Genomic DNA, 19,889 nt, shown 5'->3' on the forward strand with positions numbered 1-19,889 from the left:
CGGCGATGCGCTCGAAGGCGCCGCGCGTGTCGTCCACCAGTTGCCGCCCCGCCTCGGTCAAGCCCACACTGCGCGTGGTGCGCCGCACCAGCGGAACGCCAGCGGCGCGTTCCAGCTCGGCAATGTGCTGGCTCATGGCCGCCTTGCTCACGCCCAGCCGCACCGCTGCGCCGGTATAGCTGCCTTGCTCGCCCAGCACTACCAGCCAGTGCAGGTGGGACCAGAGGGCTTCAGGTGGGGTGTGGTCTGTCGATTTCATGGCGCTATTGTTCACCAAGGTGAACAATCATTTCACGGCTGCGGTCTTGGCGGGGCGGGGGGGGGCTTCTAGACTGCAGGCCACGTTCACTGTTTTTGAAAGAGGTTTGCATGACCACCGCCACCCAGCCCATCCACATTGGCCACTACATCCAGGGCGCGCGCATCGCTGGCGCCAGCACCCGCAGCCAGGATGTGACCAACCCCGCCACGGGCGTGGTGACGGGCCGCGTGGCGCTGGCCCACCGGCCGATGTGGATGCGGCCGTGGCGGCTGCGCAGGCGGCCTTCCCGGCCTGGGCCGACACGCCACCGATCCGCCGTGCGCGTGTGCTGTTCAAGTTCCTCGAGTTGGTCAACCAGAACAAGGATGCGCTGGCCCGCGCCATCACGGCCGAGCATGGCAAGGTCTTCACCGACGCGCAGGGTGAAGTGGCGCGCGGCATCGACATCATCGAGTTTGCCTGCGGCATTCCGCAATTGCTCAAGGGCGATTTCACCGACCAGGTCAGCACGGGCATCGACAACTGGACGCTGCGCCAGCCTCTGGGCGTGGTGGCGGGCATCACGCCTTTCAACTTTCCGGTCATGGTGCCGATGTGGATGTTCCCGGTGGCTATCGCTGCCGGCAACACCTTCGTGCTCAAGCCCAGCCCGACCGATCCCACGGCCTCGCTGCTGATGGCCGATCTGTTCAAGCAGGCGGGGTTGCCCGATGGCGTGTTCAACGTGGTGCAGGGTGACAAGGAGGCGGTGGATGCGCTCATCGAGCACCCGGATGTGAAGGCTGTGAGCTTCGTTGGATCGACCCCCATTGCCAACTACATCTACGAAACCGGGGCCCGCCACGGCAAGCGCGTGCAGGCCCTGGGTGGCGCGAAGAATCACATGGTCGTCATGCCCGATGCCGATCTGGACCAGGCGGTGGACGCCCTGATCGGTGCTGGCTATGGCTCGGCCGGCGAGCGTTGCATGGCCATCAGCGTGGCTGTGCTGGTGGGGGACGCCGCCGACAAGGTGGTGCCCAAGCTCATCGAGCGCACCCGGGCGCTCAAGGTTCTCAACGGCACCAACCTCGCGGCCGAAATGGGTCCCATCGTCACCCGTGCGGCCCACGAGCGCATCTCGGGTTACATCGACCTGGGCGTGAAGGAGGGCGCGCAACTGCTGGTGGATGGCCGCGGCTTTGACGGCAAGCAGGCGGGCGAGGGCTGCGAAGGCGGTTTCTGGCTGGGCGGCACGCTGTTCGACCACGTCACGCCCGAGATGCGCATCTACAAGGAAGAAATTTTCGGCCCCGTGCTGGCGGTGGTGCGCGCCAAGGATTTCGGTGAAGCAGTGAAACTGGTCAACGACCATGAGTTCGGCAACGGCGTGGCGTGCTTCACGCGCGACGGCAACGTGGCCCGCGAGTTTGGCCGCCGCATCCAGGCGGGCATGGTCGGCATCAACGTGCCGATCCCGGTGCCCATGGCCTGGCATGGCTTTGGCGGCTGGAAGCGCAGCCTGTTTGGCGACATGCACGCCTACGGTGAAGAAGGCGTGCGCTTCTACACCAAGCAAAAGAGCATCATGCAGCGCTGGCCGGAAAGCACGCCCAAGGGGGCCGAGTTCGTGATGCCTACTGCGAAGTGAGGCCTTCGCGCCTGCTCGCAACCCAGGGGCCCTTGGCCCCTTTTTTCATGGTTGTCGGTGGCCGATTCGCCGGATTCAAGGGGCTCGGCTGCGCCCGGCTTGTGCCTGCTGGATGGGCTGCCGGATTGGGGGGCAACGAACGCGAAAGCCAACCCTGCGCGCCGTGGCGACTCAGAAGCGCTGGATACCCAGCCCGTCCAGATTGATGTCGGGGTTGCGCTGGCCGATCAGGTCTGCCACGGCACGGGCGCAGCCGCTCGCCAGTGCCCATCCGCCCGCGCCATGCCCCGTGTTGAGCCACAGGCCCGGCACGCCACTGGCGCCCACCACGGGCGCGCCGTCGGGCAATGTGGGGCGCGCGCCGCGCCATACCTGCAGCCCCGAGGACAACAGGGCGCCGCCCGGGAACCATTCGTTCATGGTCCGGTAGAGCTGCTGCAGCGTGGGGACGTGGTGGGCTGCGTCCTGTCCGCCCAGCTCGGCGCCACCGGTGATGCGCACACGCTGGCCCAGGCGGGTGATGGTGATCTGCTCCTGGCTGTCCACCACGCTGGCCACCGGCGCGTGCAGTTCTTCGCGCAGCGGGGCGCTGACGGAATAGCCATACACGGCCGCCAGCGGCAGGCGCAGGCCCAGCGGGCGCAACAACGCCGCCGACGCCGCGCCTGCGCACAGCACCACGGCATCGAAGGACCGCGTGCCGCTTTCGCCGTGCACCTGTACGCCCATGGGCGGGGAAGCCAGCCGGGCCACGCGGGTGCCAAAGGCAAACTGCACGCCACCGGCCTGGGTGCCCTGGCGCAGCAGTTGCGCGAACAGCCGGCAGTTGCCGGCCGTGGCGTCCGGCAGGTGCAGCGCCCCGCCAGCGGGGTTCGGGGCACAGGCCGGGCTCGATCTGGCGTGCGGCCTCGGCATCCATCTCGCGCAGCGCAATTCCGGCGTCGCGTAGCACCTGCAGGGCAGGTTGCCAGCGGGCTTGCTCCTGTGCGGTGCGCAGCAGGATGAGTCGCCCCTGGTTGCCTTCAAAGTCCAGTTCGTGGCGGGCCGTGATTTGCTGCAGATGGTGCTGGCTGTATCGGGCCAGCCCTTCCAGCGTTGCCAGCGGTGCGGCCTGCGCGCCGCGGTGCGCCATACGTCGCCAGCGCCATATCCAGGCCAGGTCGTTGCCCTTGAAGCCCTTGGCCAGCCGCAGCGTGGCGCGGCGGCCCAGCAGCTTTAGCGGGGCGCCCAAGGCCGGCGTGGCCCAGGGGGTGGGCAGGTGCGGCGCCAGCAGGCCGGCGTTGGCAAAGCTGGCTTCCTCGGCGGCCGCGTTGCGTTGTTCAAAGACGGTGACTTCGTGGCCGTCACGGGCCAGCTCATATGCGGTGGACACGCCGACAACGCCGGCGCCCACGATGGCGATCTTCATGGATTTGAATTGTTTTCTGACTCAAGCGCTTGATGGTAAAGCGCTGGCAGCTATTGTTTTTGTAGTATCCGCTCAATCTGCAGGCTCACATTGAGCACTGCGTCGTCGTGCATGGCACCGTGCCAGACCATCAGCCCGACCGGGAGTTCCCCGGCCACATGGCAGGGCAGCGACAGGGCGCAGCCATCGAGCATGTTCACCACGCTGGTATTGCGCAGCAGCAGGGCGTTGACGCGGAAGAACTCGGCATCGCGCTCACTGCCGGGCGCCACCTCGGCGATGGTCGGCGCCACCATCGGCACCGTGGGCGAGAGCAGGGCGTCGTAGGGGGCCAGGGCGGCTTCCATGCGGGCTATCCAGTGCTGGCGGGCCTGCAGCAGATCGATATAGTCCGCTGCCGCCATGGTGGCGCCGCGCTCGATGCGGCTGCGCACCCGCGGATCGTATTGCGATGCCTGCCGCGCGAGCAGGGGGCGGTGCCAGGCATGGCTTTCCGCTGCGGACAGGCCGCCTCTGGCCTGCATGGGACCAAGTTCCTCCGTCAGCGGCAAGGCAATTTCTTCGATGTGCGCGCCGGCTCGGCGCAAGGCGTCCAGCGTGCGGCTGAATGCCTGGGCCACGGTGGCGTCCAGATTGTCGAGGAAGGTGGTGGAGGGCACGGCCAGACGCCAGAAGCGCAAGGGGGCCGGACTGCGTGTGACACGCCGCGCAGCCAGCACCTCGTGCACCACGACGGCATCGCGCACGCTGCGCGTCATGGCGCAGGCCGTGTCCAGCGTGGTGGACAACGGAATCGCGCCCGCCGTGGGGACGAGCCGGGCTGTGTTCTTGAAGCCCACGATGCCATTGAGTGCCGCGGGGATACGGATGGAGCCGCCGGTGTCTGAGCCCAGTCCCACAAAAGCGGCCCCGGTGGCCACCGAGACGGCGGCCCCCGATGAAGATCCCCCGGGGATTCTCGGTGCACCCGGCAGAGCGCCAAAGCGGCCGTCCCAGGCCGCTGGTGTTCCGAAGTGCGGGTTCACCCCCACGCCCGAGAAGGCAAATTCCACCATGTTCGTGCGGCCGATGACCATGCCGCCAGCGGCACGCAGGCGCGCAACGGCCGGGCAGTCCTGCTGCGCTGGCGCTGCCCCAGCCAGAACCGTGGAGCCTGCGGTGGTGGGCTGGCCTGCGATGTCGAAGAGGTCCTTGACCGATACCGCCAAGCCGGCCAATGGCAGCCCTGAGAGGCTGTTTTGCACCACGATGGTGCGTGCGGATGCGGTGTCCAGGTGCAGAAATGCATGCGCGCAGGCAGGTGCTTCGGCTGCCTCGATACACGGCTCCAGTTCGGCGGCGGCGGTGCTGATCCCGTCCTGCAAGCGCTGGCGGGTGGTGGTGAGGTCGGAAAGCATGGGTGTGCTAGAATCTTTGGGTTTTGCTGAGAGCAGCAACGCACCTGGTGTCTCAGGCAGTGGGTGCGGGGCGGCAGCAGCAAAACCAATCGCAAACCAGCCCTGTCAAGGTGTTGCGTCTTTGTGCAGAGGCACGGCGGCGCAAATATTGGGGCTGGATTTTAGACCCAACCTTTGGAGTATTTTTATGTCCGTTACCATGCGCGAAATGCTGGAAGCCGGTGTCCACTTCGGTCACCAAACCCGCTTCTGGAACCCCAAGATGGCCCCCTACATCTTCGGCCATCGCAACAAGATTCACATCATCAACCTGGAAAAGTCGCTGCCACTGTTCCAGGAAGCACAAAAGTTCGCCAAGCAACTGGCCGCCAACCGCGGCACCATCCTGATGGTCGGCACGAAGCGCCAGGCACGTGAGATCCTGGCCACCGAAGCGCAGCGCGCTGGCGTGCCTTTCGTCGACCAGCGCTGGCTGGGTGGCATGCTGACCAACTTCAAGACCGTCAAGACTTCGATCAAGCGTCTGAAGGACATGAAGGCACAGCTCGAAACCGGTCTCGACAGCCTGAGCAAGAAAGAGCAGCTGACGTTCAGCCGCGAAATCGAAAAGCTCGAGAAGGACATCGGCGGCATCCAGGACATGGCCGCGCTGCCTGACGCCATCTTCATCATCGACGTGGGCTTCCACAAGATCGCCGTGGCCGAAGCCAAGAAGCTGGGCATTCCGCTGATCGGCGTGGTGGATACCAACCATTCGCCCGAAGGCATTGACTACGTGATCCCCGGTAACGACGACTCGGCCAAGGCCGTGACGCTGTACGCCCGTGGCATCGCCGACGCGATCATCGAAGGCCGCGCCAACGCCGTGAACGAAGTGGTCAAGGCAGTGGCTGCCGAAGGCGGCGACGAGTTTGTGGAAGTGCAAGAGTCCGCAGCCTGAGCTCCCGGCTGCGCGGCTTTGCGCTAGAAAATGCGGGGCCCCTGGTGAGCCCCCTTTTTTTTAGCCCGAATCCAGAAATTGATCGATTGAACTGAATACGGAAGGAATACAGATGGCTGCAATTACCGCAAGCATGGTTGCTGAACTGCGCGGCAAGACCGACGCTCCCATGATGGAATGCAAGAAGGCGCTGACGGAAGCCGACGGCGACATGGCCAAGGCTGAAGAGCTGCTGCGCGTCAAGCTGGGCACGAAGGCTGGCAAGGCCGCTTCGCGCGTCACCGCTGAAGGCGTGGTCGCCAGCTTCATCAATGGCGACGTGGGTGCCCTGATTGAAGTCAACAGCGAAACCGACTTCGTATCGAAGAACGACAGCTTCATCGCCATGGCCAACGCTGCGGCCAAGCTGGTGGCCGAGCAGAACCCAGCCACCATCGAAGCCCTGGGCGCTCTGCCCTACGAGCAGGACAGCTTCGGTCCCACGCTGGAAGACGTGCGCAAGGGTCTGATCGGCAAGATCGGCGAAAACATGTCGTTCCGCCGCTTCAAGCGCTTCAGCGGCTCCAGCCTGGCTGCCTACCTGCACGGTTCACGCATTGGCGTGGTGGTCGAGTTCGACGGCGATGCCGCTGCAGCCAAGGATGTGGCCATGCACGTGGCTGCCATGAAGCCTGTGGCCCTGACCAGCGCCGACGTGCCCGCCGAGCTGATCGCCAAGGAGCGCTCGGTGGCTGAAGGCAAGGCCGACGAAGCCAACAAGGAACTGGTGGCTGCCGGCAAGCCAGCGCAAAGCGCTGAAATCACCGCCAAGCGCATCGACGGCGCTGTCCAGAAGTACCTGAAGGAAGTCTCGCTCGCCGACCAGGTGTTTGTGAAGGCTGCCGATGGCAAGCAGACCGTGGCCCAGATGCTCAAGGCTGCCAACACCAACGTGAAGGGCTTCACGCTCTACGTCGTGGGCGAAGGCATCGAGAAGAAGGCCGACGACTTCGCTGCCGAGGTGGCCGCCCAGGTCGCCGCCGCCAAGGCTGCTGCCGCCTGACCAGGCGGTAGTCCAGCCTCGCCATCACCCCTTCCGCCGTACTTGCCTTTGGAGAAAATACCCATGTCTCACGCCGCACCAGCCCACAAGCGCATCCTGCTCAAGCTGTCTGGTGAGGCGCTGATGGGGGATGATTCCTTTGGCATCAATCGTGCCACCATCGTGCGCATGGTGGAGGAAATCGCGGAAGTCACCCGCCTGGGTGTGCAGGTGGCGGTGGTGATCGGCGGGGGTAATATTTTCCGTGGCGTGGCGGGTGGTTCGGTTGGCATGGACCGGGCCACCGCCGACTACATGGGCATGCTGGCCACGGTGATGAACGCGCTGGCACTGGCCGACGCCATGGACAAGCAGGGCCTGGTGGCCCGCGTGATGTCCGCCATCGCCATCGAGCAGGTGGTCGAGCCCTATGTGCGCCCCAAGGCCTTGCAGTACCTCGAAGAGGGCAAGGTCGTCGTGTTTGCCGCCGGAACGGGAAACCCGTTCTTCACCACCGATACGGCGGCTGCACTGCGTGGTGCCGAAATCGGTGCCGAGCTGGTGCTCAAGGCCACCAAGGTGGACGGCGTTTATACTGCCGACCCCCAGAAAGACCCGTCTGCCACGCGCTACACCAAGCTCAGCTTTGACGAGGCGATGTCCCGCAACCTGGGCATCATGGATGCCACCGCCTTTGCGCTGTGCCGTGACCAGAAGCTGCCGGTGAAGGTGTTTTCCATCATCAAGCACGGTGCCTTGAAGCGTGTGGTGATGGGCGAAGACGAAGGTACGCTGGTTTACGCCTGACCCACGATGGATGGGCCCGCGCTCGATGCGGGCCGGCCCGAGGAGAGAACATGACGATTGCCGACATCAAGAAAACCGCAGAAACCAAGATGGACCAGTCCATCGCTGCGTTCAAGAACAACCTGCAGAAGATCCGCACTGGCCGTGCCAACCCCGCGCTGCTCGACACCGTGCATGTCGAGTATTACGGCTCTCCGGTTCCGCTGAGCCAAGTGGCCAATGTGGCCCTGCTGGACTCCCGCACCATCAGCGTGCAGCCCTGGGAAAAGGGCATGGGCGCCAAGATCGAAAAGGCCATCCGCGAGAGCGATCTGGGCCTGAACCCTGCCTCGATGGGCGATCTCATTCGCGTGCCAATGCCCCCCATGAGCGAAGAGCGTCGCAAGGAAATGACCAAGCTGGCTCGCAACGAAGGAGAGAGCGCCAAAATCGCCGTGCGCAACCTGCGCCGCGACGCCAACGAATCCGTGAAGAAGCTGGTCAAGGACAAGCTCGCGTCCGAAGACGATCAGAAGCGTGCCGAAACCGACGTGCAGAAATTCACCGACAAGCACATCGCCGAGATTGATGCGCTGGTAGCCGCCAAAGAGCAGGAAATCATGGCGGTTTAAGCCCCAGGGCTTGAACGTTCCCATGTCTGTATCTCCGGTGGTGCCTCACCACATTGCCATCGTCATGGATGGCAACGGCCGCTGGGCCACGCGGCGTTTCCTGCCGCGCCTGGCCGGCCACAAGCAAGGGGTTGATTCCTTGCGCCGATGCGCGCGCGCCTGCGCCGAGCGTGGCGTCGCGGTGCTGACGGTTTTCGCGTTCTCGTCCGAGAACTGGAACCGGCCCGCCGACGAGGTGTCGGGTCTCATGGAACTGCTTGCCCTGGCCCTCGCCCGCGAAGTACCGCAGCTCAAGAAGGATGGCGTTCGCCTCTTCTTTGTCGGAGAACGCGCTGGACTGTCACCCAAAGTGCGTGACGGTCTTGCCCAGGCGGAGGCCGCAACAGCAGAAAACACCCGCCTTGTCCTCAACGTATGCTTCAACTATGGGGGCCGGTGGGACATTGCCCAGGCGGCGGCGGCGCTTGCAGCGCGCGGTGAGCCCATCACCGAGGCCAGCTTGCATGGTGCCATGGCATTGGCGCATGTTCCTGATCCTGATCTGGTGATCCGCACGGGCGGGGAGATGCGGATCAGTAATTTTCTGCTCTGGCAGGTGGCTTATTCGGAGCTTTATTTCAGCGACAGGTTGTGGCCCGATTTCGATGAGTCTGCGCTCGACGAAGCCATTGCGGTTTACAGTGCACGCGAACGCCGCTTTGGCAAAACCTCCGAACAGATAGCGTCCGCGCACCCAGACACGGTGGCGGGCTGAAAAGGCCCCATGCTTCTACCGCGCGTCATCACTGCCCTTGTCCTGCTGGCGATTCTGCTGCCCGCGCTTTTCTATCCGTCCCCTGCGCCCTTCACCTTGGTGGTTTTGGTCTTGATGGCCGCAGGGGCGTGGGAGTGGGGGCGCCTGAGTGGCTTGCGCCAAGGCGGTGCGCTGGCGGTGGGTGGGACATGCGTGGTGTTGTGCGGGGCTTCCTGGGCGCTGGGGTGGTCCGACAGGCCGCTCACGTTTTTTGTGGATTGCGGGCGGCGGCCTTTGGGTGCTTTGCTCCGCTTGGCTGCTGCGCGCCGGCGTGCCCGGCTGGCCCCGCATTCCGGCAGCGGTGCGCTTGGTGGCAGGGGTGCTGGCTCTGTGGCTCGCATGGCTGGCCGTCGTTCAGGCGCGCCATGTGGGCGTCAACTTTCTCCTGTCGGTGCTGGTGCTGGTGTGGGTGGCCGATATCTTTGCCTATTTTGCGGGCCGTGCGTTCGGGCTGCGCTTCACCAAGAACAAGCTGGCTCCCTCGATCAGTCCGGGCAAGAGCTGGGAAGGGGTGTGGGGCGGGCTCATCGGCGTGACCGTGCTGGCGTTTGCATGGGTTGCTGCCGACGCGCACTGGCAAGCGGCAGTGCCCAGTTTCTACAGCCGCATGGCGCAGCAAGGCTGGTGGATGCTGGTGATCACAGTGCTGTTCATGGTCGCCATGAGTGTGGCTGGCGATCTGGTGGAGTCGTTGATCAAGCGCAGCGCTGGGGTGAAGGACAGCAGTGGCCTGCTGCCAGGGCATGGCGGCGTGCTGGACCGGGTGGACGCCTTGCTACCCACGCTGCCGCTCGCCATGATGCTGACCCGCCTCACGACAACTCTATGAAACAACGAATTACTGTTCTGGGCTCTACGGGCTCCATTGGCACCAGCACGCTCGACGTGGTGGCACGTCACCCCGACCGTTTCGAGGTGTTTGCCCTCAGTGCGGCCACCCAGGTCGATTTGATGCTGGCGCAGTGCGCGCAGTTCCGGCCCAGTTTCGCGGTGATGGCGAGTGCTCCGCACGCCCGCCTGCTGGAAGAGAAAATCAAGGCAAATGGGCTGAAAACGAATGTGCTGCAATCGCCAGACGCTCTTGAAATAATAGCGTCCAACGATGAGGTCGACATGGTGATGGCCGCCATCGTTGGTTCGGCAGGGCTGGCACCCTGTCTCGCAGCGGCCTGGGCTGGGAAGCGCCTTCTGCTGGCCAACAAGGAGGCGCTGGTCGTGGGCGGCGATGTGTTCATGGATGCGGTGCGCGAGGGCGCGGCAACCCTGCTTCCCATCGACAGTGAGCACTCGGCTATTTTCCAGTCGCTGCCCGAAGACTCCGCCACCTGGAACGAGCGGGTGCAGAAGATCATCCTCACGGCCTCGGGAGGGCCGTTTCGCACCCGTGCGCCTGCCACGCTGCGCGACGTCACGCCAGAGCAGGCTTGTGCCCACCCCAACTGGAGCATGGGGCGGAAGATCTCGGTGGATTCGGCCACGATGATGAACAAGGCGCTCGAAGTCATCGAGGCGCGCTATCTGTTCGGGATGGATCCGTCGCAACTTGACGTGGTGATCCATCCCCAGAGCATCATTCATTCCATGGTCCAGTACCGCGATACCTCGGTGGTGGCCCAACTGGGTACGCCCGACATGCGCGTGCCCATCGCCTATGGACTCGCCTGGCCCGAGCGGGTGGAGTCTGGGGCCTCTGCGCTGGATTTTCACGCGCTTTCCGCCATGACTTTCGAGGCCATCGACGATCGTGAGCACCGTGAGCGGTTCCCTGGATTGCAGCTGGCGTGGGACGCGCTGGCGGCTCCCGGGGGCACGACAGCCGTTCTCAATGCCGCCAACGAGGTGGCCGTGGCCGCTTTTCTGGAGCGGCGCATCCGCTTTGACCAGATACACCACCTCAACCTTGCAACTTTGGAGGCGGTCTCGCCCTCCAACCCCGATTCGCTCCAGGCCCTGCTCGCTTTGGACCAGCGGGCGCGTGGCGTGGCAGAGCAGGCTGTGGGTCGCCTTGCTGCCTGAGTCCGTTCTTATTCACGGAGCCGTTGCATGTTGCTGACCCTTGTCGCTTTCGTTGTTGCCTTGGGCGTGCTGATTGCCGTGCACGAGTACGGGCATTACCGGGTGGCCGTGGCGTGCGGTGTCAAAGTGCTGCGGTTTTCCGTGGGCTTTGGCAAGCCCTTGTTGCGCTGGCAGCCGCGGGGGTCATCTACCGAATTTGTACTGAGTGCCTTTCCCCTGGGCGGCTACGTGCGCATGCTCGACGAGCGCGAGGCGCCTGTGCCCGAGGCAGAGCGCCATTTGGCATTCAACACCCAGCCCTTGCGTTCGCGAGCCGCCATTGTGGCGGCCGGCCCGGTGGCCAATCTGCTGCTGGCGGTGCTGCTGTATTCGGTGGTGAACTGGAGTGGCGTACAAGAGCCCAAGGCGCTGCTGGCCAGCCCCGTGGCGGGTTCGGTGGCGCAGGCGGCGGGGCTGCGTGGCGGTGAGCTGGTGCATGCCGCCGCATTGGGCTCCCAGGAATTGGAGCCTGTGCGCTCGTTCGAGGACCTGCGCTGGATTCTGACCCGTGGCGCCCTCGAAGGCGAGGCGGTGCGGCTGGAGGTCGAGCCGGTGCCTGGTGCCCTGCACCGGCAGATCGTGCTTGACATGGCCCAGATCGACACGCGCGAAGCCGATGCGCAGCTCTTTCGCAAGGTAGGGATCATGGGCCCCTGGACCCGTCCGGTGCTGGGGGAAATCATGGCAGGCGGCGCAGCGCAGCGCTCGGGGCTGCGGCAAGGCGATGTGGTGCTGAAAATGGGCTCGGCCAGCGTGGTTGACGGCCAGCAATTGCGAGAGTTGATTCGCCAGTCGGTGCGCGCCGATGCGGCCGTGGTCCAGGTCTGGCGCGTGGAGCGTGACGGTCGGCAGCTCGATGTAGAGGTCATGCCCGATGTCCAGAAAGAACCTAGTGGCAGCGTTGGGCGCATCGGCGCCTACGTGGGGGCAGCCCCGGAGTTCGTTGTGGTTCGCCATGCTCCTCTTGAGGGACTGTGGAATGGCGTCGTGCGCACCTGGGACGTTTCGGCACTCACCCTTCGCATGATGGGGCGCATGGTGGTGGGTCAGGCGTCCTTGAAAAACCTCAGCGGTCCGCTCACCATCGCCGACTATGCCGGCCGCTCGGCCAGTATGGGGCTCACGCAATATTTGGTGTTTCTGGCCCTCATCAGCGTGAGCCTGGGCGTGCTGAACCTGCTGCCCCTGCCAGTCCTCGACGGTGGGCACCTGATGTATTATCTTTGGGAGGGTGTGACGGGCAGGAAGGTGTCGGATGCATGGATGGAACACCTGCAGCGCGGTGGCGTGGCGGTGCTTCTTCTCATGATGTCCATTGCCCTGTTCAACGATATCACCCGGCTTTTTGGCTAACCTTTTTGCCGCGTTTCCCTTCGCAATGCGGCTCCCGCTTCACTCATGAAAAAACACATCAATCGCCTGGGCGTGCGTACAGCAGCGACCGTTGCAGCCATGGTTTTTGTCGCCAACGCGGCTTGGGCACTGGAGCCTTTCAAAGTGCAGGACATCCGGGTGGAGGGTCTGCAGCGCGTCGAGCCGGGCACCATCTTCGCGTCCATGCCTCTGCGTGTGGGAGACGATTACAACGATGAAAAGGGTGCTGCCGCCATCCGGGCACTGTTCGGTCTGGGGCTGTTCAAGGATGTGCGGCTCGAGGCAGCCGGCAACGTCCTGGTCGTGGTGGTGGAAGAGCGCCCCACCATCGCCGATGTCGATTTTGCAGGCACCAAGGAATTTGACAAGGAAGCCCTCAAGAAGAGCATGCGCGACGTGGGCCTGACCGAAGGGCGCCCTTATGACAAGGCGCTGGCCGACCGTGCGGAGCAGGAACTCAAGCGCCAGTACATCAACAAGAGCATGTACGGTGCCGAAGTGGTGACCACGGTGACGCCGATTGAGCGCAACCGTGTCAACCTCACATTCACCGTGGTGGAGGGCGAGCCTGCGCGGATCAAGGAAGTGCGCATTGTGGGCAACAAGGCGTTCAGCGAATCCACGCTCAAGGGGCTGTTCGACCAGGATACCGGCGGGTGGCTGAGCTGGTACACCAAGTCCGACCGCTATGCCCGCGCCAAGCTCAACGCCGATCTCGAGACCCTGCGCTCGTACTACCTCCAGCGCGGCTACTTGGAGTTCCGCGTCGACTCCACCCAGGTGGCCATCTCGCCCGACAAGCAGGACATCTCCATCGTGGTCAACATCACCGAAGGAGAGCGGTTCGTGGTGTCGGGCGTCAAGCTCGAAGGCAATTACCTCGATCGAGAGGATGAGTTCAAGTCGCGGGTCACCATCCGACCGGGCGAGCCCTACAACGCCGACCAAGTCACCGAGACCACGAAGGCATTTTCTGAATACTTCGGTCGCTTTGGTTTCGCGTTCGCACGCGTCGAGGCCGTGCCTGAAATTGATCGTGAAAACAACCGCGTGACGCTGGTGCTGCAGGCGGAGCCCGCTCGCCGCGCCTACGTGCGCCGCATCAACGTGAGTGGCAACAACCGCACGCGCGACGAAGTCGTGCGCCGCGAATTCCGCCAGTACGAGGCATCGTGGTACGACGGCGAAAAGATCCGCCTGTCACGGGATCGCGTGGACCGGCTGGGATTTTTCACCGAAGTGGGCATTGAAACGCAGGAAGTACCCGGCTCGCCGGACCAGGTCGATCTCGTGATCAACGTGGCAGAGAAGCCTACGGGTTCGTTGCAACTGGGGGTTGGTTTCTCAAGTGCGGAAAAGGTGGCCTTGTCCTTTGCCATCAAGCAGGAAAACGTTTTTGGTTCGGGTAACTACCTCGGCGTGGACGTCAACACCAGCAAATACCGCCGCACGCTGGTGTTCAGCACCACCGATCCCTATTTCACCAAGGATGGCATATCGCGCACGTTCGACCTGTACTACCGCACGGCCAAGCCCTATGAAGACCAAGGCGGCAATTACCAATTGGTCACGACGGGCGCGTCGATGCGGTTCGGGGTGCCGTTCAGCGAGACGGACACCGTCTTCTTCGGCGGTGGCATTGAGCAGACCAAAATCAAGCCGGGCACCAACATCCCAGCCAACTACCTCGCTTATGCCGAGACCTATGGCTACAGCAGCAGCGCGATTCCACTGACCATCGGGTGGTCGCGTGATGACCGCGACAGTGCATTGGCACCCAACTCGGGCCGTTACCAGCGGCTGAATTCCGAATGGTCGGTGGCCGGGGACGCGCGCTACATGCGGGCCAACTACCAGTACCAGCAGTACGTCCCTTTGAACAAGCGCTTCACGGTGGCTTTCAACGGTGAACTGGGCTATGGCAAGGGCATGAATGGCCGTCCTTTCCCCGTGTTCAAGAACTTCTACTCGGGTGGCCTCGGATCGGTGCGCGGTTTTGACCAGGGTACGCTGGGGCCGCGCGACGTGACGGGTGCTTCCTTGGGCGGCCCCAAGAAGGTCACGCTCAATGCCGAGCTGATGGCGCCCTTCCCAGGGGCTGGCAACGATCGCACGCTGCGTGTTTTCACCTTCGTGGACGTGGGTAATGTGTATGGCGAAAATGACAAGGTCAGCTTCAGCGACATGCGAGCGTCCGTGGGTCTGGGCCTGAGCTGGATCTCGCCACTCGGTCCGCTGCGTATCGCCTTTGCGCAGCCGGTGCGCAAGTTCGCCGGCGATAGAATCCAGAAACTTCAATTCCAGATTGGTACGTCCTTCTAATGAAATCACTTTCCCGCCATTTCACCCTGGCCGTTCTGTTGAGCACGCTGGCAGTGGCTGCCCCCGCGGCACAGGCACAAGAATTTAAGGCCGGTTTCGTCAATACCGACCGCATCTTCCGCGAAGCCACCACCGCCAAGGCGGCCCAGGCCAAGCTGGAGCAGGAGTTCTCCCGCCGTGAGAAGGACCTCGTCGAGATGGGCAACACCCTGAAGACCGCGACCGAGAAGTTCGAGCGCGAGGCCCCCACCATGGCCGAGAGCCAGCGCACCACGCGCCAGCGCCAGCTGGTCGACCAGGACCGTGAATTCCAGCGCAAGCGCCGCGAATTCCAGGAAGACCTCAACGCCCGCAAGAACGAAGAGCTGGCCCAGGTTCTCGAGCGTGCCAACAAGGTGGTCAAGCAGGTTGCCGAGGCCGAGAAGTACGACGTCATCCTTCAGGAAGCCGTTTACATCAATCCCAAGCACGACATCACTGACAAGGTGATCAAGGCGCTGAATGCCGCTGCAGGCAAATAAGCTGCAGTGCAGGGCGGGCGGCGCGTGAGTTTGCTCCTGGGGAACATTGTTGATGCGCTGGGCGGATCGCTGGAAGGAGGGCTGCGGGACACCGAAGTCGTTCGAATTGCGCCGCTCGAGTCCGCCGGGCCTGGAGACATCAGTTTTCTGAGCCATCCGCGTTACCAGCAGCAACTGGCCGCCTCCCGGGCGGCCTGTGTCATTGTGGCGCCTGCCATGCGGGAGCCCGCCTTGGCGCGTGGTGCCTGTATCGTCACCGACAATCCCTACGCCTATTTCGCCCGCGTGACGCAGCTTTGGCGCCAGCAAGAGGGCAGGGCACCCGTGCTGGGTGTGCACCCCAGTGCGGTGGTGGACGAGGGCGCGGTGGTGCACCCCAGCGCAAGTGTGGGGCCTCTGTGCGTGGTGGAGCGCGGTGCGCACATCGGTGCCGGCACGGTGCTCAAATCGCGCGTCACGGTGGGTGCTGACTGCCACGTCGGTGCGCGCTGCATCCTGCATGCAGGTGTGGTGATCGGTGCCGACGGTTTTGGTTTTGCGCCGCAGGCCGGTGAATGGATCAAGATCGAGCAGCTCGGCGCCGTGCGCATCGGTGACGACGTCGAAATTGGCGCCAACACCTGCATTGATCGCGGCGCGCTGCAGGACACCGTGATCGAAGACGGGGTGAAGCTCGACAACCTGGTGCAGATCGGCCACAACGTGCGCATCGGCAAGCACTCGGCGATGGCAGGGTGTGTAGGCGTGGCCGGCAGCGCGACCATCGGGGCGCACTGCACGGTAGGTGGCGGCGCGATCGTGCTGGGCCATCTGGAGCTTGCCGACAACGTGCATATTTCGGCCGCCACAGTGGTCACGCGCTCGCTGACCAAGCCCGGCCAGTACACCGGCATGTTCCCCATCGACGACAATGTGCGCTGGGAAAAAAACGCTGCGACACTCAAACAACTGCACAGCTTGCGTGAGCGCATCAAGGCGCTCGAGCAGGCTTTGAAGGCAGCATGAACGGAACAACTCGATGATGGATATCCACGCAATTCTCAAGCAACTGCCCCACCGCTACCCCTTTTTGCTGGTGGACAAGGTGATCGAGCTTGAGAGCAATGCCCGCATCCGGGCAATCAAGAACGTCACGTTCAATGAGCCTTATTTCATGGGGCATTTCCCGGGCCGCCCGGTCATGCCTGGCGTACTGATCCTGGAGGCCCTGGCCCAGGCAGCAGGCCTGCTGGCGTTCGACGCGATGGGCAAGGTCCCCGATGAAAACAACATCTACTATTTCGTCGGCATCGATGGCGCCCGTTTCAAACGCCCGGTGGAGCCGGGTGACCAGTTGATCTTGGACATCCACATTGACCGAGTCCGTGGTGGCATCTGGAAGTTCAAGGGCGTGGCGCGTGTGGGCGACGACGTGGCCTGCGAAGCCGAACTCATGTGCACCATGCGCAGCGTGGGCTGACTGCATTCTTGAAAGCCGTGAGCAACATCCATCCCACCGCCATCGTCGATCCCCGCGCGCAAATCGATGCGACGGCCAGCATCGGGCCCTACAGCGTGATCGGTGCCCACGTGGTGATCGGCGCGGGCACCACGGTGGGCGCGCACTGTGTGATCGACGGGCGCACCACGGTGGGCCGCGATAACCAGATTTTTCAGTTCAACTCGATCGGCGCGATCCCGCAGGACAAGAAATACGGGGGCGAACCCACCGAGTTGGTGATTGGCGACCGCAACACCATCCGCGAGTTCTGCACGCTGAACCTCGGGGTTCCGCAGGCTGGCGGCATCACCACGGTGGGCGACGACAATTGGATCATGGCCTACACCCACATTGCACATGACTGCCATGTGGGCAACCACACCACGCTGGCCAATAACACCACCCTCGCCGGGCACGTGGAACTGGGCGACTGGGTGACGGTGGGCGGGCTCACCGGGATTCACCAGTTCGTGAAGGTGGGGGCACACGCCATGGTGGGTTTTGCCAGTGCCGTGGCGCAGGATGTTCCCCCGTTCATGCTGGTGGACGGCAACCCGCTGGCCGTGCGCGGCTACAACGTGGTGGGGCTGCGTCGGCGCGGCTTCACGCCCGAGCGTCTTGGCGCCGTCAAGCAGATGCACAAGCTGCTCTATCGCCAGGGCCTCACACTCGAGGCTGCGCGCGCAGCCATTGGGGATCTGGCGCAGGCTGCGCCCGAGGCGGGCGGCGACGTGGCGATGATGGAGCAGTTCCTGGCCGGCGCCACGCGCGGCATCGCGCGCTGAGGCGGCGCCATGAGGAATCCTCCCCGCGTCGCCATGGTGGCGGGCGAAACATCGGGCGACTTGCTGGCGGGGCTGCTGCTCGACGGCCTGCAAGCGCAGTGGCCCGGTCTGAAGGGGCAGGGCATTGGCGGGCCGCAGATGGAGCGGCGCGGCTTTGATGCCTGGTGGCCCAGCGAACGGCTGGCGGTGCACGGCTACAGCATGGAAGTGCTGCGCAGGCTGAAGGGCATCCTGCGCATTCGCAAGCAGCTGCGCGAACGGCTGTTGCACGAGCCGCCCGACGTCTTCATTGGCGTGGATGCTCCCGATTTCAACCTGGGCCTCGAAACCGATCTGCGCGCCGCCGGCGTCAAGACCGTGCATTTCGTCTGCCCGTCGATCTGGGCCTGGCGAGCCGACCGGGTGGACAAAATCCGCCGCGCCGCGGACCATGTGCTGTGCATCTTTCCTTTTGAGCCCGAGCTGCTGGCACAGCACGGCATCGCCGCAACCTATGTGGGCCATCCGCTGGCGAACGTGATTCCCATGGTGCCCGACCGTGCCGCCGCCAGGGCGCAGCTCGGGCTTCGCGACGAGGACGAGGTTCTTGCCATCCTGCCTGGAAGCCGCTCGGCCGAGGTGGCGTACATCGCTTCTCCGTTCTTTCAGGCTGCAGCGCTTGTCCGCAAAGCGCGACCAGCTATTAAATTGATAGTTCCGGCCGTTCCGCTCCTGCGTGAACGCATCGTGCAGCTTGCCCACGCCAGTGGCTTGGGCGACGGCGTGCAGATCGTTGCCGGGCAATCGCACGCCGTACTGGCTGCCTGCGATGCCACGCTGATTGCCAGCGGCACCGCCACGCTCGAGGCCGCGCTCTTCAAGCGCCCGATGGTGATCGGCTACCACATGCACCCGTTGAGCTGGTGGCTCATGCGGCGCAAGCAGTTGCAGCCCTGGGTCGGGTTGCCCAACATCCTGTGCCGCGATTTCGTGGTGCCAGAACTGATCCAGGACGCGGCCACGCCGCAGGCGCTGTGCGCGGCCACACTCGAATGGCTGGAGGCCCGCACGCGCCAGCCAGAAAAAATCACCGCGCTCGAACAGCGCTTCACCGTGCTGCACGAAAGCCTGCGGCGCGACACGTCCCGACTGGCTGCCGATGCGATCCAGAAACTCCTTGCCGCCTGAACAGGCCAGCCTCCCGTGGCACCCGCCCGGCCTCGTGGCCGGTGTGGACGAAGCCGGCAGGGGCCCGCTGGCCGGGCCCGTGGTGGCCGCGGCGGTCATCCTCGACGATCTCAACCCCATCGCCGGGCTGGCCGATTCCAAGAAGCTCACCGCCGCGCGGCGCGAGGCCTTGTTCGATGAAATCCGTGCCAAGGCACTGTGTTGCAGCATTGCCGAAGCCAGTGTCGAGGAGATCGATCGCCTCAACATCCTGCAGGCCACGCTGCTGGCCATGCGACGCGCGGTCATGGGGCTGCGGCTCAAGCCCGTGCGCGCCGTGGTGGACGGCAATCGGCTGCCCCTGCTGGACATGCCTGCCGACGCCATCGTCAACGGCGACGCGCTGGTGCCGGCGATCTCGGCGGCCTCCATCCTGGCCAAGGTGCACCGCGACCGCTGGTGTGTGCAGATCGACGAGCATTTCCCGCAGTATGGCTTTGCCGGGCACAAGGGCTATGGCACGGCCGTGCACATGGCAGCGCTGCGCGAGCACGGTGCCTGTGTGCACCACCGGCGCACCTTCGCGCCGGTGGCCCGGGTGCTGGGGTGAGACGCTCCACGCTGCGGCCCTCCCACCTTCCTGGACAACGCATGACTTCCGCACCCCTGACCGTCATCCATTCGCGCGACAACGCTTTTGTCAAGGACCTGCGGCGCCTGGCGCAAGACAGCACGGCCTACCGCAAGCAGGGCCGCGTGTGGCTGGAAGGTGACCACCTGTGCAGTGCCGCCCTGCAACGCGGCGTGCGCCCGGCCATTGCGGTGTTTTCTGAATCATTTTGGCCGCAGGCGCCCGCCATGTATGCGCAGGCAGCTTCCAAAGTGATAGTGCTTGCCGACGGCCTTTTTGCCGACATCAGCGGGCTTGAGTCGCCCGCGCCCATGGGGTTCGTGGTGGACGCCGCGCCATCGCAAGGGCTGCGGCCTGGCGTGGCGACGGTGGTGCTGGACCGTGTGCAGGACGCGGGCAACGTGGGCTCCATCCTGCGCAGCGCCTCGGCATTCGGTTTTCGGCAGGTGGCGGCGCTCAAGGGCGGCGCGGCGCTGTGGGCCCCCAAGGTGCTGCGTGCGGGCATGGGCGCGCATTTCGCGCTGGACTTGGTCGAGGGGCTGGCGCTGGAAGAGCTGGGAGTGCTCGACGTGCCGCTGTTGGTCACCAGTTCGCATGAAGGCGACCTGCTGCACCGCGCCAGCCTGCCCTGGCCCTGCGCATGGGTGCTGGGTCACGAGGGGCAGGGCGTATCGCCGGCGCTCGAGGCGCAGGCGAGCCGGCGCAT

At 64.4% G+C, this 19,889-nt stretch carries 17 protein-coding genes and 3 pseudogenes; 17 read left to right on the top strand and 3 right to left on the bottom strand.

Annotated elements, in window-relative coordinates:
- Window positions 1–259, bottom strand: a 259-nt coding sequence (locus ACDELDRAFT_RS09715; RefSeq protein WP_005796053.1) for a helix-turn-helix domain-containing protein, incomplete at its 3' end; no start/stop codon positions are given.
- A 110-nt stretch (window positions 260–369) separates the two neighbouring features.
- Here ACDELDRAFT_RS09715 and ACDELDRAFT_RS09720 point away from each other — a divergent pair.
- Window positions 370–1,892 (top strand): annotated as a pseudogene (locus tag ACDELDRAFT_RS09720) (CoA-acylating methylmalonate-semialdehyde dehydrogenase).
- Between the two features lie 171 nt (window positions 1,893–2,063).
- On the opposite strand, the pseudogene ACDELDRAFT_RS09725 reads toward ACDELDRAFT_RS09720, so the two are convergent.
- Both ACDELDRAFT_RS09725 and ACDELDRAFT_RS09730 read right to left on the bottom strand, forming a co-directional pair.
- Window positions 2,064–3,300, bottom strand: a pseudogene (locus ACDELDRAFT_RS09725) (FAD-dependent oxidoreductase).
- A 50-nt stretch (window positions 3,301–3,350) separates the two neighbouring features.
- Window positions 3,351–4,697, bottom strand: coding sequence for an amidase (locus ACDELDRAFT_RS09730; RefSeq protein WP_005796059.1), 1,347 nt, complete (start codon window positions 4,695–4,697; stop codon window positions 3,351–3,353).
- Window positions 4,698–4,884: 187 nt separating this feature from the next.
- On the opposite strand from ACDELDRAFT_RS09730, the gene rpsB reads away from it, so the two are divergent.
- From rpsB to ACDELDRAFT_RS09810, 16 genes and pseudogenes are all read left to right on the top strand, one after another.
- The gene (rpsB, locus tag ACDELDRAFT_RS09735) at window positions 4,885–5,637 is read left to right on the top strand and encodes a 30S ribosomal protein S2 (RefSeq protein WP_005796060.1); all 753 of its coding nucleotides are present in this window, start codon (window positions 4,885–4,887) and stop codon (window positions 5,635–5,637) included.
- 112 nt (window positions 5,638–5,749) lie between these two features.
- The gene (gene tsf, locus ACDELDRAFT_RS09740) at window positions 5,750–6,679 is read left to right on the top strand and encodes a translation elongation factor Ts (RefSeq protein WP_005796063.1); all 930 of its coding nucleotides are present in this window, start codon (window positions 5,750–5,752) and stop codon (window positions 6,677–6,679) included.
- A 63-nt stretch (window positions 6,680–6,742) separates the two neighbouring features.
- Entirely contained in the window at window positions 6,743–7,465 is a 723-nt protein-coding gene (gene pyrH / locus ACDELDRAFT_RS09745; protein ID WP_005796065.1) for a UMP kinase, read from the top strand.
- 50 nt (window positions 7,466–7,515) lie between these two features.
- Window positions 7,516–8,076 (top strand): ribosome recycling factor, encoded by a 561-nt coding sequence (gene frr / locus ACDELDRAFT_RS09750; protein ID WP_005796067.1) that lies wholly within the window; start codon window positions 7,516–7,518, stop codon window positions 8,074–8,076.
- Window positions 8,077–8,098: 22 nt separating this feature from the next.
- The gene (uppS, locus tag ACDELDRAFT_RS09755) at window positions 8,099–8,830 is read left to right on the top strand and encodes a polyprenyl diphosphate synthase (protein ID WP_005796069.1); all 732 of its coding nucleotides are present in this window, start codon (window positions 8,099–8,101) and stop codon (window positions 8,828–8,830) included.
- Between the two features lie 9 nt (window positions 8,831–8,839).
- Window positions 8,840–9,698 (top strand): annotated as a pseudogene (locus ACDELDRAFT_RS09760) (phosphatidate cytidylyltransferase).
- The gene (ispC, locus tag ACDELDRAFT_RS09765) at window positions 9,695–10,885 is read left to right on the top strand and encodes a 1-deoxy-D-xylulose-5-phosphate reductoisomerase (RefSeq protein WP_005796072.1); all 1,191 of its coding nucleotides are present in this window, start codon (window positions 9,695–9,697) and stop codon (window positions 10,883–10,885) included. Before ACDELDRAFT_RS09760 ends, ispC begins: the two are co-directional and overlap by 4 nt.
- Window positions 10,886–10,912: 27 nt before the next feature.
- A complete protein-coding gene (rseP, locus tag ACDELDRAFT_RS09770) occupies window positions 10,913–12,277 on the top strand; it encodes an RIP metalloprotease RseP (protein ID WP_005796073.1) in 1,365 nt (454 codons plus the stop codon).
- Between the two features lie 45 nt (window positions 12,278–12,322).
- Window positions 12,323–14,620 carry an outer membrane protein assembly factor BamA gene (bamA, locus tag ACDELDRAFT_RS09775; protein WP_005796075.1) on the top strand — a complete coding sequence of 766 codons (2,298 nt, stop codon included), beginning with the start codon at window positions 12,323–12,325 and terminating at the stop codon, window positions 14,618–14,620.
- Window positions 14,620–15,141, top strand: a complete 522-nt coding sequence (locus tag ACDELDRAFT_RS09780) for an OmpH family outer membrane protein (protein ID WP_005796077.1) — start codon at window positions 14,620–14,622, stop codon at window positions 15,139–15,141. The genes bamA and ACDELDRAFT_RS09780 overlap by 1 nt, the downstream gene beginning before the upstream one ends.
- Window positions 15,142–15,165: 24 nt before the next feature.
- A complete protein-coding gene (gene lpxD, locus ACDELDRAFT_RS09785) occupies window positions 15,166–16,146 on the top strand; it encodes a UDP-3-O-(3-hydroxymyristoyl)glucosamine N-acyltransferase (protein WP_040328680.1) in 981 nt (326 codons plus the stop codon).
- Between the two features lie 13 nt (window positions 16,147–16,159).
- Complete coding sequence (gene fabZ / locus ACDELDRAFT_RS09790; RefSeq protein WP_005796079.1) at window positions 16,160–16,600, top strand: 3-hydroxyacyl-ACP dehydratase FabZ; 441 nt, start codon at window positions 16,160–16,162, stop codon at window positions 16,598–16,600.
- A gap of 17 nt (window positions 16,601–16,617) precedes the next feature.
- Entirely contained in the window at window positions 16,618–17,406 is a 789-nt protein-coding gene (gene lpxA, locus ACDELDRAFT_RS09795) for an acyl-ACP--UDP-N-acetylglucosamine O-acyltransferase (protein ID WP_005796081.1), read from the top strand.
- A 9-nt stretch (window positions 17,407–17,415) separates the two neighbouring features.
- Window positions 17,416–18,573, top strand: a complete 1,158-nt coding sequence (lpxB, locus tag ACDELDRAFT_RS09800) for a lipid-A-disaccharide synthase (RefSeq protein ID WP_005796082.1) — start codon at window positions 17,416–17,418, stop codon at window positions 18,571–18,573.
- Complete coding sequence (gene rnhB, locus ACDELDRAFT_RS09805) at window positions 18,545–19,162, top strand: ribonuclease HII (protein WP_005796084.1); 618 nt, start codon at window positions 18,545–18,547, stop codon at window positions 19,160–19,162. The genes lpxB and rnhB overlap by 29 nt, the downstream gene beginning before the upstream one ends.
- Before the next feature lie 41 nt (window positions 19,163–19,203).
- Window positions 19,204–19,889: TrmH family RNA methyltransferase (locus ACDELDRAFT_RS09810; protein ID WP_005796086.1), on the top strand; the 686-nt coding region annotated here is incomplete at its 3' end.

Source organism: Acidovorax delafieldii 2AN (genome assembly GCF_000175235.1).
GTDB classification, from domain to species: Bacteria; Pseudomonadota; Gammaproteobacteria; order Burkholderiales; family Burkholderiaceae_C; genus Acidovorax; species Acidovorax delafieldii_B.

Excerpts from the sequence above, each read along its gene's own strand:
- bamA (WP_005796075.1), top strand. The coding sequence starts at position 12,323 with ATGAAAAAACACATCAATCGCCTGGGCGTGCGTACAGCAGCGACCGTT.
- rpsB (WP_005796060.1), top strand. The coding sequence starts at position 4,885 with ATGTCCGTTACCATGCGCGAAATGCTGGAAGCCGGTGTCCACTTCGGT.
- ACDELDRAFT_RS09780 (WP_005796077.1), top strand. The coding sequence starts at position 14,620 with ATGAAATCACTTTCCCGCCATTTCACCCTGGCCGTTCTGTTGAGCACG.
- lpxB (WP_005796082.1), top strand. The coding sequence starts at position 17,416 with ATGAGGAATCCTCCCCGCGTCGCCATGGTGGCGGGCGAAACATCGGGC.
- ispC (WP_005796072.1), top strand. The coding sequence starts at position 9,695 with ATGAAACAACGAATTACTGTTCTGGGCTCTACGGGCTCCATTGGCACC.
- frr (WP_005796067.1), top strand. The coding sequence starts at position 7,516 with ATGACGATTGCCGACATCAAGAAAACCGCAGAAACCAAGATGGACCAG.
- ACDELDRAFT_RS09730 (WP_005796059.1), bottom strand. The coding sequence starts at position 4,697 with ATGCTTTCCGACCTCACCACCACCCGCCAGCGCTTGCAGGACGGGATC.
- pyrH (WP_005796065.1), top strand. The coding sequence starts at position 6,743 with ATGTCTCACGCCGCACCAGCCCACAAGCGCATCCTGCTCAAGCTGTCT.
- rseP (WP_005796073.1), top strand. The coding sequence starts at position 10,913 with ATGTTGCTGACCCTTGTCGCTTTCGTTGTTGCCTTGGGCGTGCTGATT.
- fabZ (WP_005796079.1), top strand. The coding sequence starts at position 16,160 with ATGATGGATATCCACGCAATTCTCAAGCAACTGCCCCACCGCTACCCC.
- rnhB (WP_005796084.1), top strand. The coding sequence starts at position 18,545 with ATGCGATCCAGAAACTCCTTGCCGCCTGAACAGGCCAGCCTCCCGTGG.
- uppS (WP_005796069.1), top strand. The coding sequence starts at position 8,099 with ATGTCTGTATCTCCGGTGGTGCCTCACCACATTGCCATCGTCATGGAT.
- tsf (WP_005796063.1), top strand. The coding sequence starts at position 5,750 with ATGGCTGCAATTACCGCAAGCATGGTTGCTGAACTGCGCGGCAAGACC.